This window comes from Campylobacter sp. TTU-622, from assembly GCF_016598965.1.
Taxonomy (GTDB): domain Bacteria; phylum Campylobacterota; class Campylobacteria; order Campylobacterales; family Campylobacteraceae; genus Campylobacter_D.
Window position 1 is genome coordinate 1 of record NZ_JAENKR010000027.1, and the last position, 16067, is coordinate 16067.

Here is a 16067-nt window from a genome sequence, read left to right on the forward strand (position 1 = left end):
ATTTAATACAAAGGGCTAGAAATTTAATTGAAAAATTAAAAATAAATAAAATTTCAAAATATAATGGTCTAAAACATCAAAAACTTTCTTTAAAAGCAAGAGAAAATCAAAAAGTTATTTTAATTCCTGCTCAAGTAGAAGATGATGTTTCTATGGTTTTGGGAGGAATGGGTTTTACTACACAAGATTTAATTAAAGAAGTGCGTTCTAAAAATCCTAAAGCTTATATAATTTTTAAACCTCATCCTGATGTTTTAAGCGGAAATCGCAAAGGTTTAAAAGATGAAAAAATTATTTTAGAATTTTGTGATGAGATAATAAAAAATGTGAGTATAGATAGTGCAATCAATGTAAGCGATGAAATTCATACTATTACTTCAACTTCTGGCTTTGATGCACTTTTAAGAGGTAAGAAAGTTTTTACTTACGGCTTACCTTTTTATGCAGGATGGGGACTTACGCAAGATAAATATAATATAGCAAGAAGAACAAGAAAGTTAAGTATCGAAGAGCTTGTAGCGGCAACTTTAATACTATATCCAAGGTATATAAATCCTTTAAATAAGCATTTATGTGAAATTGAAGTTACTTTAGATATAATGCAAAAAATGCAAAATATTTATTTTTCAAAATATTGGATTAAATTAAGTATAGATACTAGAAATTTTATTATAAGAAAAATAAGAAGAATTTTTGAAAAGATAGTATAACTGGGGCGGGGGGATTCCCTATTTTTATGAATTTTAGCAAGAAGATTAAAAAAGAATTTAGTAATAAAAATATTGTTCTTTTGCAAGGTCCTGTTGGGAGTTTTTTTAAACGTTTATCTTACGAATTAAAAAAAAATAATACTCAAGTGAGTAAAATTAATTTTAATGGTGGAGATTTCTTTTTTTATCCTAAAGGTTTTATTTATAAAAATAGTAAAGAGCAATTAGAAAATTTTTATAAAGATTTTTTTATTCAAAAAAAAATTCAAGCTATTATTATGTATAATGATTGTAGATTTATACATCAAGTAGCAATTAAAGTTGCTAAAGAGATGAAAATTAAAATTTGGGTCTTTGAGGAAGGATATATAAGACCTAATTTTATAACGTTTGAAGAAAATGGAGTTAATGCAAACTCAAGCACTCCAAGAGATAAAAATTTTTATCTTTATTATAATGCCAAAAAAGAAAAAAGTTTTGCTTTGAGTTCTACTTTTAAATCAATGGCGTTTCAATCTTTTTTGTATTGGTTTTTTGCTTTCATTTTAGCCCCATTTTTTAATAATAAACTTCATCATCGATCTTTGAGTCCTTTTGAAATGTTTGCTTGGTTTTTGTCTTTAGGAAGAAAATTACTTTATAAAATAACCGAAAAAAAACTTAATAAAAAAATTTATAATCTTGATAAAAAATATTTTTTAGCTATACTTCAAGTATATAATGATACACAAATTATTCATCATTATAAAAAAAATATTGAGGAATTTATAGAAGAAAGTATTATTTCTTTTGCTGAACATGCAAGAGCTAAGCATTATCTTATTTTTAAGCATCATCCCATGGATAGAGGATATAAAAACTATTCCTCTCTCATTAAAACTTTAAGTCAAAAATATCATGTTGAAGGACGCGTTTTATACACACATGATGCTTATTTACCAACTCTTTTAAAACAAGCTTTAGGTTGTATTACTATTAATTCTAGTGTTGGAATTTCTGCTTTAATGTATAGATGCCCTCTGAAAGTTTGTGGTAATGCTTTTTATAATATTGATGGTTTGGCTTATCCAAAAAAGCTTCGATTTTTTTGGAGGGAGGCACACGCTTATAAACCAAATTTAAAACTTTTAGGAAATTTTAGAGCTTATTTAATTGAAAAAAATCAAATAAATGGTAGTTTTTATAAAAATTCTTTTTTATTTACTAACAAGGAATAAAATATTTATTTATAATATTTTAAAAATAAATTTTTAAATTTAGGAAAGTATATTGCAACGCGATGTATTTTATTTAGCAGGTTATGATCCTAGAACTTATAGATATTATTATTCTTTATTTAAAAAAAATTTAAATTTATATAAAAATAGATTTAATATAGATGCACAACTTTCTAAAAGTTTTACACAAGATAATATTTATTGGAATATAGAGGGAAAAAACTATCAAACAAAATATCATTTTTTGGCTTGGAATGATATTGTTAAAACTAATTGGTCTGAAAGTTTTAAGGATGCTCTTTTAGATTGTTATAGTTTTTTTAGGATTTATACTATTACAGGGCTTTTTATCAAATTTGGTAAAGCTTCTATATATCAATTGATAACAGGATATTATCCTTTTTTTTATGTTATTTTTTCTTTATGTTTAGCTTTAATTTGTAGCAGCGCTGTTTTTTTATCAGCTAAAATTTATATCCATTTTATTTTTGCCGCATTTTTTAGCGTGCTTGCATTTTATATGGTTAATCGATTTTTATTTAATTATGGAAGAAAATTAGCTGTTTTTTGGATTTCTAGAATTTGCTCATTTTGTGCAAATTGGCATAAATTCAAAAAAGGTCAATTAGAAAATAGAATTGAAGAATTTTCTCATTTTATTTTTAATACTTTAAAACAAAATCAAAATAAACAAGATTATGAATTAATTTTAATAGCTCATAGCGTTGGAACTATAATGTGTATTGAAATATTAGAACAAATTTTGCATCTTTGTAAAGAAGAAAAAATTGATTTTTCAAAATTAAAGATTTTAACCCTTGGGGAATGTATTCCTTTGGTAAGTTTTCAAAAAAAATCTTTCGATTTTAGAAAAAAGATAGAATTTATAGGCGACTTTAATTTAAAATGGTATGATTTTACTTCAGTTATTGATGGAGCTTGTTTTCCTCAAGTTGATTTTATAGAAGAAAGTGGAATAAAAACTCAGTTTAAACCAAAATACTTATCTGCTAAATTTCATACTCTTTATGAAAAAAAATATTATAAAAAAATTAAAAGAAATAAAAATGATGCTCATTTTTTATATTTGTGGAGCGTTCAATTAAGAGGAGGTTATGATTTTTTTAATTTTATTACTAATGAAAAATTTTTAGAAGAAAAAATAAGGAGTTAATATGAGCCAATGTCCGTTTTTCCCAAAACCTTATAAAACTAAAGCTTCAACTTTACTTACTTTTTTACTTAAGCGTAGATCCTGGCTTGATGGACTTTATGAAAGAAGCTATAAGATGCAAACAGGTTATGTCAGAATGCCTAATTTTGATCTTTATGTTGTTAATGATACCAAAGAAGTAAAGCGTATAATGATTGATGAGGTAAAAGAATTTCCAAAAAGCGAATTTTTACATCAACTTTTAAGTCCTTTGCTGGGTGAGAGTATTTTTACGACAAATGGAGAAGTTTGGAAGAAGCAACGCGAACTTTTGCGTCCAAGCTTTGAAATGACACGCATTAATAAGGTTTTTGATCTTATGAGTGAAGCTGTTGCTGATATGATGGCTCGTTTTGAAAAATATAATGATGAAAGCATTATAGAAGTTGATGAAGCTATGACCTTTGTAACAGCTGATGTTATATTTAGAACTATTATGTCTTCAAAACTTGATGAAGAAAAAGGAAAAAAAGTTTTAGATGCTTTTGTTACATTTCAAGAGCAAAGTGTCCATAGTGCTATGCGACGTATGTTTCGTTTTCCAAAATGGATCTCTTATATTTTAGGGGATAAAAAAAGATTAAAAGCTGGAGAGACTATAAGAGAAGTTTTAAGCGAAATTATTAAACCAAGATATGAGAGTTTTGATCCGCAAAATACAAATGAATTTGATATACTTGAATCTTTGCTTTGTGTAATGGATGCTAATACAAACAAAAGATTTTCTTTTGAAGAAATTTTAGATCAAGTTGCTATGCTTTTTTTAGCTGGTCATGAAACAACAGCAAGTTCTTTAACTTGGACTTTGTATCTTTTAAGCTCATTTGAAGATGAACAAGAAAAAGCTTATAGGGAAATTGAAGAAGTTTTACAAGGTAAAGATATTGAAATAACTCATTTAAAACAATTTAAAATTCTTACAAATATTTTTAAAGAATCTCTAAGACTTTATCCTCCAGTAGGATTTTTTGCAAGAGAAGCAAAACAAGATACTAAAATAAGAGATAAATTTATAAAAAAAGGCTCAGGAGTTGTTGTTGCTCCTTGGCTTATCCAAAGACACGAAAAATATTGGGAAAAACCAAATGATTTTGATCCTTCACGCTTTGAAAATGATTATAAAAAAGATGCCTATTTTCCTTTTGGTATGGGTGAGAGAATTTGTATAGGACAGGCATTTGCTATGCAAGAAGCAATTTTAATTCTTGCTAATATTTTAAGAAAATATAAATTACAATTACAAGAAGGATTTGTTCCAGATGTTGTGGGCAGATTAACAGTTCGTTCAGCTAATGGAATGAATATAAAATTTATTAAAAGGAAAAAATGAAAGAAAAATTAGCAGGAACTTTATTATTATGCGCCATTGTCCCTTTGGCTGTAATAGGTTATATTTTTATAGTTTTTGTTGGAATTTTTTTTAATGTAAAAAGAGCAAGACAGGGAGTAAGAGCGTTAGATCACTTTGTTAATGCAAGCTTGTTTAATGGTTATGCATGGGAGAGTGTTTCTTCTCATGCATGGAGAGAAAGGCATCATAAAAAATGGGCTAGAATAGTTGTTAAAATTACTGATTTTTTTCAAAAAGATCATTGTAAAAGAGCCAACAAAAGAGAACAACCAGTTGTTGATTTTATTTTAAAAAGAGGACTTGAAAAACAAACTATAGGCAAACAAGTTTAACTATCATTTTTATTTAAATTAATTATAAAATCATTTATTTGTTCTTTAAATTCTTGTTCATTAATTATAAATTTCATTTTAATAATTTGTGCATTAAAAGGGGTTAAAATACTAAAATAATACCATTTTATTTCTTTTACATTATCATAATAATCATATTGAGAAAAACTTCCTATGCCATAATTTTTATATGGATATTCTTTGTAAATCTCTTTAAAAATTTTAGGAATTTCATTAGTTATTATAAAAATGATTTTTTTATTAAACTTATTATTTTGATAGATATTCAATTCTTTAAATTTGCTTTTTGGATGATAAATTTTTAAAATATTTAATAAAGAATCATCAGGATCTTTTAAGTGATGAATGTTTATATCTAGTTCTAAATTTTCATTAATTTGATAATTTTCATTTAAAATTTCAAGTTTTAAAAAATCTTGAGTTTTTATAATAAGTCTTGATATACCTAAATTTAATAGATTTAGCGTTATGAGTTCATTAAAATCTTTTTTTGTAAAAATATTAGGTATAATATTTTTTAAATCTTTATTTTTTATATCACTAGATAAAAATTCCAAAAGTTTAGGTAAAAATTTAGGTTTTAAAGAAGGCATTTAATTTCTTTTTTTAAAACAACAACAGCTATGGCAAAATTTCCATCATGAGATATACTAAGAGATTGAGAGCTAATATTAAAATTTTTTTGAATTTTTGATGAAAAATTAAGAATAGGTGCATTTTTTTTAGTTTTTGAAATTTGTATATCAAAAAAATCACACTCTAAAGAAATTCCTACACCAAGGGCTTTTGAAGCAGCTTCTTTGGCTGCCCAAAATCCTGCTAAAGTTTTTGAATTTTTGATTAATTTTTGTTCTTCTTGGTTAAGAAATTTATCTAAAAAATTTTTGCCATATTTTTGATAAATTTTTTCTATTCTAGAAATGCAAACAATATCGCAACCTACTTTCATGAGACTACAAAATCTGTGAAATAAACATTTTTTATAAATCCATCAGTAAGGATTTCGTTGATTTTTCCAGTAATTTCGTCCTTAAGTCTTTCTTTACCTTTAGCGGTGCTTATTTCTTCAAAAGTTTTAGCTGTAAGTGTTCTTATGATAATATCTCTAATAATTGCAACTTTTTTATCAAGTTCTGGCTTTAAAAGTTCGGAATTTTGCTCTAATTGTATTGTGCATTTTACATATCTTGAACCACTATCACTTAATAAATTTAAGGTAAAAGGATCAAGTGGATACATAGGACCTATATTAGCAAAATCACTCCCTCTTTGCTGATTAGAAGGTTTAGCTTTTGGTGTTTTATTTGCTACTACTTCTTCTTTTGGTGCTTCTTTAGCTGTGCTTTCATCCCCTGAAGAAGAGCTAATAAGCCAAGCAATAACTCCCATCATACCAAGAAGTAAAATAAATAGTAAAACAACAATAATAATAACTAATAATCCACCTTTTTTCTTTTTTCCTTCATTTTCTATTTCTTCATCCATCTTTTTTCCTTTTGATTTTTATAAATATTAATGTAAAATTGTAGCAAATTTTTTCTTTCTATACCAAATGTATAATTTATAAGGAGTTTTTGTGCTTGATGTTATTTTTAGAGAATATGATATTAGAGGAATTTATAATAAAGAATTAAATGAAAAAAGTGTTAAAGCCATAGGATATGCTTTAGGACTTCTTATGCTTGAGAGATCTTGTAAAAATGTAAGTGTTGGTTATGATGCAAGATATAGTGCTAAAGAGCTTTTTAATTATTTAGTAAGTGGTCTTAATAAAGCTGGAATAGAAGTTTATGATATAGGGCTTGTTCCAACGCCTTTGGGATATTTTAGCCTTTATGAGGGAATGAAATTTGATGCAAATATTATGATAACAGGTTCTCATAATCCAAAAGATTATAATGGTTTTAAAATAACTATCCATAAAGAAAGTTTTTTTGGTAAAGAACTTAAAGAATTTTCAAAAGAAGTCTATAAATATTTAGATGATGAGATAGAGGATAATTTTAAGGCCCAAAAATACGATATTTTAAGTATCTATATAGCTTATATGTGTGAGCATTTTAAAATACTTAAAAATTTTTCTTATCCCTTTGTTGTAGATTGTGCTAATGGAGCTGCTGGAGTAGTTATTGAAACTTTGATTAAAGAGCTTCAATTAAAAGCACATATTTTATTTAAAGAACCTGATGGAAATTTTCCAAATCATTCTCCTGATCCAACTGAAATCAAAAATTTAAAGCCTTTACAAGAATTTTTAAGAGAAAATGAGAATTTTTATCTTGGATTTGCTTTTGATGGAGATGCAGATAGATTAGTGGTTTTAAGCCAAAATCATATTTTTTGTGGAGATGAACTTTGCTATCTTTTTGCCAAAAATATCAACAACCCTAGAGTTTTAGGTGAGGTTAAATGCAGTAAAAATCTTTTTAATGAAGTTTCAAAGTTTGGGACTATATTTATGGGAAAAACAGGACATTCTAACATTAAACAAGCAATGAAGGAAAAAGATATCGATTTGGCCGCTGAAGTAAGTGGTCATATCTTTTTTAAAGACAGATATTTTGGTTATGATGATGGAATTTATGCGCTTTTTAGAACTTTAGAGCTTGTTTTTAAAGGTTATGATTTAGAAGCTATGATAAATTCTTTACCTAAACTTTATGCGACACCAGAAATTAAAATTGCTATAGAAGAAAAAAATAAATTTATTTTAGTAGATGAATTTAAAAAAGCTATAGAAAAAGGGGCTTTAAAAGATGTTAAATCTTTATGCGAGATAGATGGGGTAAGGATAGATTTTGGATATGGTTGGGCATTGCTTCGTGCATCAAATACTAGTCCTTTTGTGATTATGCGTTTTGAAGCACAAAGTGAAGAAGAGGTAAAAAGACTTGAAGTTATAGTTACTTCATTATTTAATGACATTAACAAAAAATTTATTTTATAGGATTATAATTTATATATACTTTTAATTTTTAAGGGGTATCAATGAGAAAAGTTTTAGTATTTTTATTTGTTTTTTGCGGATTACTTTTTGCAAATGAGTGTGATAAAAAAATAGAACGTATTAATAAAGAAATTGCTTTTGCAAAAGCCAATGGAAATACCGGTAAAATTTCAAGACTTGAGCTTGCTTTAAAAGAAGTTCAAAGCGATTGCATAAAAGATCCTTTATTTTATGATAAAAAATTAGAAGCTAAAAAGTTAAAAGAACAAGAAATAGAAAAAATAGAACAGCAATTAAAAGAATTAAATAATCAAAAAGATTATTTAAGTAAAGCTGAATATAAAGCCAAAAAAAGAGCTTTAAAAGAACAAAAAGATAAAATTAAAAAAGAAATTGAAAAATATATAGATGATCTTTAATTTAATTTTAATTTTTTAAGATTTTCCAAAAGCTCCTCTATATTGTAAATTGCACGATATTGAGGGGTTAATAGATGGATTAAAATATCTCCTAAATCAATTACTGACCAATCTTCTGAACTCTCAATATGTAAAAATGTTTCGTTTTTTTCTTTAAGTTTGGTTTTTAATTCATCAATTAAAGATAAAGAATGTTTTTCTCCTAATGTTGAAGCAATGACTACATATTTAACAAAATAATCTTCTTCTTGCATATTAAAACTTTTGATTTCTTCTGCTTTTTTATCATCTAAAATTTTAATTATTTGTTCAATTCTTTTTTGCATTTTAATCCTTGCTTTGATTTTACTTTTTAATTGTATCAATTTTTTGTAATTTTAAATAAAACTCTTTAACTTCTTCTTTAATTTCATCACAAACTTCTTCAACATTTAAAGTTGATCTTATAAATGTTGAAGAAATGTTTATTTGTGTATTTAAATTTTTAAATTCTTTTGGAATTTCTATATTATCTCTTTTAGCAATAACAAATTCTACTTTTTTACAGAGTTCTTGATAATTATGCCATAAATGAAGTGTTTTTAAATGATCGGCTCCTATAATAAAATAAAGCTTTTTAGGTTTATAAAGTTTTAAAATATGATTTACACTAATTATACTAGGAATTGGTTTTTTTTGATCAATTTCAAAACTAGAAATCTCAATTTTTTTTATAGGACCCCAAATTTTGTTTATCCATAAAAGTCTTTGTTTTTCATCGGCTAAAAACTTATCTTTAAAAGGGCTAATAAAAGTAGGCATAATGATAAGTTTGTCAATATCTAAATTTTTTAAAGAATGCATTATAACAGCATTATGTCCTTTATGAGGAGGATCAAAACTTCCGCCAAAAACTGCAATTTTCATTAAAATTTTAACCTTTTTTTTGTAAAATATTAGCATTTTATTTTGCAAAAGGAAATTAAATGGCTATAAAAGTTGCTATAAATGGTTTTGGACGTATTGGAAGATGTGTGGCAAGAATTATTTGTGAAAGAGATGATGTTGAACTTGTCGCAATTAACGATACAACAGATATTGAACTTATAAAATATCTTTTTAAATATGATACTGTTCATGGTTTATTTAAAGGTGATGTAAATAGCGATGATGAACATTTAATCATTAATGATAAAAAAATTAAAGTATTTAAAAGTCGCAATATTAAAGAACTTGATTTTGCAAAATATGGAGCAGAAGTTGTTTTAGAATGTACTGGAGTTCATTTGCATAAAGAAAAATGTGAAGAATTTTTAAATCAAGGTATTAAAAAAGTGATTATGAGTGCTCCAGCAAAAGATAATACACCAACTTATGTTTTAGGAGTAAATTCTAATTCTTATAAAAATGAGAAAATTATTTCTAATGCAAGTTGTACTACTAATTGTTTAGGTCCTATTTGTCGTGTTTTAGAGGATAATTTTGGTATAAAAAAAGGATTAATGAGCACAATTCATGCTTATACAAATGGACAAAGTTTAATTGATGCTAAGGCTAATGATAAAAGACGTAGTAGAGCGGCTGCACAAAATATTATACCAACATCTACAGGTGCTGCTAAAGCTATGAAACTTGTAATGCCAGAACTTGATGGAAAATTACACGGTCAAAGTATGCGAGTTCCAGTAGCTGATGTTTCAAGTGTTGATTTAACAGTTTTGCTTGCAAGAAAAGTTAGCAAAGATGAAATAAATAATGCTTTTAGAGAAGCTGCAAAAACATCTTTAAAGGGTATTTTGTGTGTTGATGATGAGCAAAGGGTTTCAAGCGATTTTATCACTTCATCTTATGGAGCTATTGTTGCAAGTGATTTAACACAAGTTATTGATGATGATTTGGCTAAGATTATAGCTTGGTATGATAATGAATGGGGATATTCCTCACGTTTGGTTGATATGGCTGTTTTTACAATGAAGGCTTAAGATGGATAATATTATTTCTATAAAAGATATCGATTTAAATCAAAAAAAAGTTTTTATAAGATGTGATTTTAATGTACCACAAGATGATTTTTTAAATATTACAGATGATAGACGCATTCGATCAGCTATTCCTACTATAAGATATTGTTTAGACAATAAATGTAGTATTATTTTAGCCTCACATTTAGGACGCCCTACAGAAATTAATTCAAAATATTCTTTAGAACCTATAGCTAAAAGATTATCAAGTCTAATAAATAAAGAAATTCTACTTGCTAAAGATATCATTGGAGAAGATGCAAAAAAAAAGGCTAGCGAATTAAAATCTGGTGAAATTTTAATGCTTGAAAATTTACGTTTTGAAAAAGGTGAAACTAAAAATGATGAAAATTTAGCTAAAGAACTTGCATCTATGGCACAAGTTTATATCAATGATGCTTTTGGGGTTTGTCACAGATCACACGCAAGCGTTGAAGCAATTACAAGATTTTTTGATGATAAAACTAAGTGTGCTGGTTTTTTACTTCAAAAAGAAATTAATTTTGCAAGTAATCTTATAAAACATCCAACCCGACCTTTTGTAGCTGTTGTTGGTGGTTCAAAAGTTAGTGGAAAACTCCAAGCTTTAACAAATTTATTGCCAAAAGTTGATAAACTCATTATAGGTGGAGGAATGGCCTTTACCTTTCTTAAAGCTCAAGGTTTTAATATAGGAAATTCTCTCTTAGAAGAGGAACTTATAGAAGAAGCACAAAAAATTCTTCAAAAAGGAAAAGAATTAGGAGTTAAAATTTATTTACCAGTAGATGTAGTTGCAGCTCCTTCTTGTAGTGCTGATGCAGTGATGAAATTTACTCCAGCACAAGAAATTCCATCTAATTGGATGGGACTTGATATTGGCCCTGCAAGTGTGCGTCTTTTTAAAGAAGTTATAGCAGATGCTCAAACTATTTGGTGGAATGGTCCTATGGGTGTATTTGAAATTGATAAATTTAGTAAAGGTAGTATAAAAATGAGCCATTATATCAGTGAGAGTCACGCAACTACTGTTATAGGTGGTGGTGATACTGCAGATGTTGTGGCACGTGCTGGTGATGCAGATGAGGTTACTTTTATATCAACTGGAGGGGGAGCTTCTTTAGAACTTATAGAAGGAAAAGAATTGCCAGGAATTAAACCTTTAAGAATAAAGGTTTATGAATGATTTTTGCTGCAAATTTAAAATGTAATCATACAAGATCTAGTTTTAAACTTTATGCTGATCAATTAAATCATTTATCTTTAGATACAAAGAATGAAATTATTGTTTTTCCTCCTAGTATAGCTTTTTTAGAACAAGAATTAAATTTTACTCAAGGAGCACAAAATTTTTATCCTTGTGTAAATGGAGCCTATACAGGTGAAATAGGAAAAGAACATTTAGATGAATTTGGCATAAAATGTATTTTAATTGGACATTCTGAAAGAAGAAAATTTGAAAATGAAAATTTAATTAAAGAAAAATTTGATTTTGCAAAAAAATATGGATTTAAAATTATTTTTTGTATTGGTGAAGATATTCAAACCAAAAAACAAAATAAAACAAATGAGTTTTTGCATAAACAATTAGAAAATATTGATTTAAATTATGATAAGTTAATTATTGCTTATGAGCCTATTTATTCTATTGGAAGCGGTATTAGTGCAGATTTAAAAGATATAGAAAATGTATTAAGTTTTTTAAGCTCTTTAAGCAAGGTTAAATTATTATATGGTGGTAGTGTTAATGAAAATAATATTAATCAAATTTTAAATATCAATCATTGTGATGGAGTTTTAATTGGAACAGCTGCTTTAAAGATAGAAAATTTTATCAAATTAATAAAGGATAATTAATGTTAATGAAAGGTAAAAAAGGACTAATAGTAGGTATTGCTAATAATAAATCTATTGCTTATGGCATCGCAAAAGCTTGTGCAAGAGAAGGAGCTACATTGGCTTTTACTTTTTTAAATGATGCTTTAAAAAAAAGAGTTGAACCTATAGCACAAGAGTTTAATTCTAATTTTATATATGAATTGGATATTAACAAAGAAGAACATTTAACTAATTTAGCACTTAATCTTAAAAAAGATTTAAAAGATATAGATTTTATTGTTCATGCTGTAGCTTTTGCTCCAAAAGAAGCATTAGAAAATTCTTTTTTAGAAACTTCAAAAGAAGCTTTTGATATCGCTATGCAAACTTCTGTTTATTCTTTACTTTCTTTAACTAAAACTTTATTACCTCTTTTAAATGAAAAAGGATCGATTTTAACCTTAAGTTATTTGGGTGGAGTAAAGTATGTACCTCATTATAATGTAATGGGCGTTGCAAAAGCTGCTCTTGAAAGCTCTGTAAGATATTTAGCAAGAGATTTAGGACAAAGAAAAATACGTATTAATGCTATTTCTGCTGGTCCTATTAAAACTTTAGCAGCAAGTGGTATAGGTGATTTTAGAATGATATTAAAATACAATGAAATTAATGCCCCACTTAAACGAAATATCACTATAGATGAAGTTGGGAATTCCGCACTTTATTTACTTAGTGATTTAGCAAGTGGAGTAACAGGAGAAATTCATTATGTAGATGCAGGTTTTAATATTATGGGTATGAGTGATATTGAAATTGATGAAAATGGTTGTACAAAAATATGTGGAAGTAATTAATTGATAGGAAATTAATATGGCAAATAATGATGAGTTAAAAATTATACTTGAAAATCAAATTGAAAAATTATTAAATTCTAATCAAAAAGAAGAAAAAAATATCAACGAAGAAAGCCTTAAAAGCGTTATGAAGCATTTAGGCTTAAGTAATGATTTAATCCCTTTGGCTAAAAAAACTTTTGAATTAGCTCCAAAAACTAAAGTTCTTTGGCTTCATCTTTGCGAATGCACAGGTTGTTCTGAGAGCTTGTTAAGAAGTGCAAGTCCTAGTTTTGATGAATTAATTTTTGATTTTATTTCTTTAGACTATCACGAAACTTTAATGGCTGCTAATGGAAGTAAAGCTGAGGAATTATTAGAAAAACTTTTAGAAGAAGAATTTATTTTAGCTGTAGAAGGTGCGGTGGCTGCAATTGATACTTTTTTCTTAACTATAGGTGCACACGCAGAAAGCGGTTATGAAATTTTAGAAAAAGTTGCTAAAAAAGCTCAAGCAATTTTTGCTATAGGTACTTGCTCTTCTTTTGGAGGAATTCAAGCTGCCTATCCTAACCCATCAAAAACTTGTGGAATTTCTGAAGTTTTAACTCAAAAAGTTGTTAATATTCCAGGTTGCCCCCCAAGCGATATTAATATAGTAGCAAATTTAATATTTTTTTCACTTTTTAAAATTTTGCCAGAACTTGATAGTCAAAATCGTCCTTTATGGGCATATGGAAAATGTTTGCATGATTTATGTGAGAGAAAAGCTAAATTTGAAAGCGGAGAATTTGCTGAAAATTTTGATGATGAAGCAGCTAAAAATGGTGCTTGCTTATTTAAGATAGGTTGTAAAGGCCCTTATACTTATAATAATTGTCCAAAAGTTAAATTTAATGCTAAAACCTCGTGGCCAGTTGCGTCAGGACACGGATGTATAGCTTGTAGTGAAAAAGATTTTTGGGATGATTTTGGTTTTCTTGAAAAGCCTATGGCAAATGCATTTGCGTATGCAAAATTCTCACAAAAAAATGAAAATAAAATTCTTGAAAATTATGATCTTAAATATGAAGATTTAAAAAATGCAATTAAAGATGATGAAATTGTGCTTTATTTAAAAGAAAATAGTGAAATTTTATATAAAGATGAAAATCAAAATATCTGTAATTTTTTAAATCTTGAATTCGAAAGTAATCTTAAAATAATTTTAAATAATATTTCCAAAAATAAACTCGGAGCTAAGCTTGTAGAAAATTATTCAAAACAATTTTCATCACAATATAATTTTATACAAGAAAATTTTAATGAAGTATCTATACTCTCAAAAGATATTTGGAAACTTTTTGAACTTAACTTTATCTTAGCAAAGGGAAAATTTCTAGAAGATAAAAAAGAATTTGTAAATTATGCTTTAAATTATCATTTTAAACATCCAAGCCCTTATGATTTTAAACTTTCCTTTAGTGAAAGAGAGGCAAAACTTGATGTAAGCAAATCTTTACGTATGCCTTTGATTTATCTTTGCGGGGGACTTGATTTTGAAGGTATTGCTTTTAGTTGTTTAAAAGCTTTTGGAAAAAGTATTAGCAAGATAAATGAGAATTTTAAAGATAAAAGATTAGTTTTAAGTATTGATGAAGAATTAAATTCAGCCTTTTTACAAGAACTTTTAGCTCATTCTTGATTTCTTAATAAGAAATCAAGAAACCACTTGATAATCTTTGTACTTTTTTATTAAAGTCAATCAAACTTTCCCCATATCCATTAAAATATTGTAAATACCAATATACTCCATTGTTAAATAAATCATAACCTAGATCAATTTGCAAAGCCCCTTTATTATTTGAAAATTTAAGATTATTTCTAATGAGCGTATTTACAAAAAATTTTTTATCAAAATAAGTTAAATTAATATCAAAATTTCCCATATAATGTATTATTGCTGGATTATCATCATTATTTTTGCTTTCTGGAATTCTATACCAGATACGAGGAGTAAATAAAAAATTATCATATAAAAAAGAGCTGCTAAGATAAATTCTATTCCATGATCTTGATTTTAAATTTTCATCTCCTTGTCCATTAGATTCGTGTAGTAATCCTAAGCGTAAATTTTTAAATATTTCATTATTTTGTGGAAAGTCTATAAAAAATTCAGGCTGATAATTTGTTTCCCTAAAAGGGGAAGAATGATTATAAAGTTGCCACCAAGAAGTTTGGGTATAAGCAATATAATATTTTTCATTTAAGCCAAGTAAATTTTCAAATAAACGCTTTTTTATGCTAATTTGAAATTTTGCTTCCATTTTGTTATAGTCTTGATTAGTAGATGCAAAATTATATGCTAAAGGCAAAAAATAATTCATTTTATAGGTTTTTATCCCAAAAGAATTAAATTTTCCCATCTCAATATAATTTGTTAATATGTTAGTTTGAGAGTTTTGTTTAGTTAAATTAGAGTCATTTTTTACTAAAGTTGTATTTGTATCTATACTTAAATTCTGTTCTTTTAGAGCTAGTTTTTTATAAATTTGCATAGCCTCTTTAAAATTACCTTTTTGTTCGTATTCTAAGGCCCTTTGTAGATCATTAGCGTATAATAAAATGCTAAATATTATAAGTAAAAAAAATTTATTCATTCTAATCTTCTTTGAAAAGTTTCGTATTCTTGATAAAAATTTAAATTGATGAAAGCATCTTCATTATCGAAATATACTTTTTTAACTTTAACCATGTCAAATAAAATTCCAATTTTATGTTCATTTTTTTCTAATAACTCTTTGCAAAGCGGGGTTAAAGAACTATGATAAAAACCGCACAAAGAATGATTATATTTTTTAGTTTTAGCAATAACAATTTTATAATCTTGTTTTAAAAATTGAACTAAATCATAAATTTCTTTAAAGCTGATATTTGGCATATCAACGCTAATTATAAAAACAAAATTATTTTTATAATTTTTTAGTATGGAGTAAAGAGCCAACATTGGAGAATATTCATTGAAATTTATATCATCTAATATTAATTTAAAAGTACCTTGAAATTTATCATTTTTAGCACTGATAAAAACTTCTTTAAAAATAGTAGAAAATTTTTCAAATTGAAATTGTGTAAGAGTTTTAGAATTTAGCATTAAAAGACTTTTATCCTGTCCCATACGGCTTGATTTTCCCCCGCATAAAATAATACAATCAAAATTGAGTTTTTTCACTAAGCACCTTTAAATT

19 protein-coding genes are annotated in these 16067 nt (G+C 26.6%); 12 read left to right on the plus strand and 7 right to left on the minus strand.

Translation table 11 applies throughout. The annotated features are described in order from the left end of the window. The 5 genes from JG677_RS04040 to JG677_RS04060 all read left to right on the plus strand — a co-directional run. Window positions 1-710 (plus strand): capsular polysaccharide export protein, LipB/KpsS family (locus JG677_RS04040; RefSeq protein ID WP_442778890.1); only part of this gene is annotated, 710 nt, incomplete at its 5' end. Window positions 711-736: 26 nt separating this feature from the next. Then, window positions 737-1927 (plus strand): capsule polysaccharide modification protein KpsS, encoded by a 1191-nt coding sequence (gene kpsS, locus JG677_RS04045; protein ID WP_200285301.1) that lies wholly within the window; start codon window positions 737-739, stop codon window positions 1925-1927. 52 nt (window positions 1928-1979) lie between these two features. Then, complete coding sequence (locus tag JG677_RS04050) at window positions 1980-3101, plus strand: DUF829 domain-containing protein (protein WP_200217810.1); 1122 nt, start codon at window positions 1980-1982, stop codon at window positions 3099-3101. Window position 3102: 1 nt separating this feature from the next. Beyond that, window positions 3103-4470, plus strand: coding sequence for a cytochrome P450 (locus JG677_RS04055; RefSeq protein WP_200285303.1), 1368 nt, complete (start codon window positions 3103-3105; stop codon window positions 4468-4470). Next, window positions 4467-4823: a hypothetical protein gene (locus JG677_RS04060; protein WP_200170313.1), complete on the plus strand. Its 357-nt coding sequence runs from the start codon at window positions 4467-4469 to the stop codon at window positions 4821-4823. Before JG677_RS04055 ends, JG677_RS04060 begins: the two co-directional genes overlap by 4 nt. On the opposite strand, the gene JG677_RS04065 is transcribed toward JG677_RS04060, so the two are convergent. From JG677_RS04065 to fliL, 3 genes are read right to left on the minus strand one after another with little or no spacing between them, the layout of a single operon-like run. After that, on the minus strand, window positions 4820-5437 hold the full coding sequence (locus JG677_RS04065; RefSeq protein ID WP_200285305.1) for a hypothetical protein: 618 nt from the start codon (window positions 5435-5437) through the stop codon (window positions 4820-4822). The two genes, JG677_RS04060 and JG677_RS04065, sit on opposite strands and share 4 nt — an antisense overlap. Then, the gene (acpS, locus tag JG677_RS04070) at window positions 5425-5793 is read right to left on the minus strand and encodes a holo-ACP synthase (RefSeq protein ID WP_200285308.1); all 369 of its coding nucleotides are present in this window, start codon (window positions 5791-5793) and stop codon (window positions 5425-5427) included. Before acpS ends, JG677_RS04065 begins: the two co-directional genes overlap by 13 nt. Further along, a complete protein-coding gene (gene fliL / locus JG677_RS04075) occupies window positions 5790-6329 on the minus strand; it encodes a flagellar basal body-associated protein FliL (RefSeq protein ID WP_200170310.1) in 540 nt (179 codons plus the stop codon). Before fliL ends, acpS begins: the two co-directional genes overlap by 4 nt. Window positions 6330-6420: 91 nt before the next feature. Between fliL and JG677_RS04080 the strand changes: the two genes are divergently transcribed. Both JG677_RS04080 and JG677_RS04085 read left to right on the plus strand, forming a co-directional pair. Next, on the plus strand, window positions 6421-7791 hold the full coding sequence (locus JG677_RS04080) for a phosphomannomutase/phosphoglucomutase (protein ID WP_200170309.1): 1371 nt from the start codon (window positions 6421-6423) through the stop codon (window positions 7789-7791). Between the two features lie 41 nt (window positions 7792-7832). Continuing rightward, window positions 7833-8210: a DUF1090 family protein gene (locus JG677_RS04085; protein WP_200285310.1), complete on the plus strand. Its 378-nt coding sequence runs from the start codon at window positions 7833-7835 to the stop codon at window positions 8208-8210. On the opposite strand, the gene rsfS is transcribed toward JG677_RS04085, so the two are convergent. Continuing rightward, window positions 8207-8536, minus strand: a complete 330-nt coding sequence (gene rsfS, locus JG677_RS04090) for a ribosome silencing factor (protein ID WP_200285312.1) — start codon at window positions 8534-8536, stop codon at window positions 8207-8209. The genes JG677_RS04085 and rsfS overlap by 4 nt on opposite strands. 19 nt (window positions 8537-8555) lie before the next feature. After that, window positions 8556-9116 carry a nicotinate (nicotinamide) nucleotide adenylyltransferase gene (nadD, locus tag JG677_RS04095; protein WP_200285315.1) on the minus strand — a complete coding sequence of 187 codons (561 nt, stop codon included), beginning with the start codon at window positions 9114-9116 and terminating at the stop codon, window positions 8556-8558. Between the two features lie 59 nt (window positions 9117-9175). On the opposite strand from nadD, the gene gap reads away from it, so the two are divergent. From gap to JG677_RS04120, 5 genes are read left to right on the plus strand one after another with little or no spacing between them, the layout of a single operon-like run. Continuing rightward, entirely contained in the window at window positions 9176-10171 is a 996-nt protein-coding gene (gene gap, locus JG677_RS04100) for a type I glyceraldehyde-3-phosphate dehydrogenase (protein ID WP_200285317.1), read from the plus strand. 1 nt (window position 10172) lies between these two features. Beyond that, window positions 10173-11375, plus strand: a complete 1203-nt coding sequence (locus JG677_RS04105; RefSeq protein ID WP_200285319.1) for a phosphoglycerate kinase — start codon at window positions 10173-10175, stop codon at window positions 11373-11375. Then, the gene (locus JG677_RS04110) at window positions 11372-12046 is read left to right on the plus strand and encodes a triose-phosphate isomerase (RefSeq protein WP_200285321.1); all 675 of its coding nucleotides are present in this window, start codon (window positions 11372-11374) and stop codon (window positions 12044-12046) included. Before JG677_RS04105 ends, JG677_RS04110 begins: the two co-directional genes overlap by 4 nt. Next, window positions 12046-12861 carry an enoyl-ACP reductase FabI gene (gene fabI, locus JG677_RS04115; protein WP_200285323.1) on the plus strand — a complete coding sequence of 272 codons (816 nt, stop codon included), beginning with the start codon at window positions 12046-12048 and terminating at the stop codon, window positions 12859-12861. The genes JG677_RS04110 and fabI overlap by 1 nt, the downstream gene beginning before the upstream one ends. A gap of 10 nt (window positions 12862-12871) precedes the next feature. Beyond that, window positions 12872-14524, plus strand: a complete 1653-nt coding sequence (locus tag JG677_RS04120; protein ID WP_200285327.1) for a hydrogenase small subunit — start codon at window positions 12872-12874, stop codon at window positions 14522-14524. A 4-nt stretch (window positions 14525-14528) separates the two neighbouring features. On the opposite strand, the gene JG677_RS04125 is transcribed toward JG677_RS04120, so the two are convergent. Together JG677_RS04125 and JG677_RS04130 are read right to left on the minus strand one after the other, a co-directional pair. Further along, complete coding sequence (locus JG677_RS04125; RefSeq protein WP_200285325.1) at window positions 14529-15479, minus strand: phospholipase A; 951 nt, start codon at window positions 15477-15479, stop codon at window positions 14529-14531. Then, entirely contained in the window at window positions 15476-16051 is a 576-nt protein-coding gene (locus JG677_RS04130; RefSeq protein WP_200170300.1) for a molybdenum cofactor guanylyltransferase, read from the minus strand. The genes JG677_RS04125 and JG677_RS04130 overlap by 4 nt, the downstream gene beginning before the upstream one ends. Window positions 16052-16067 lie beyond the last annotated feature (16 nt).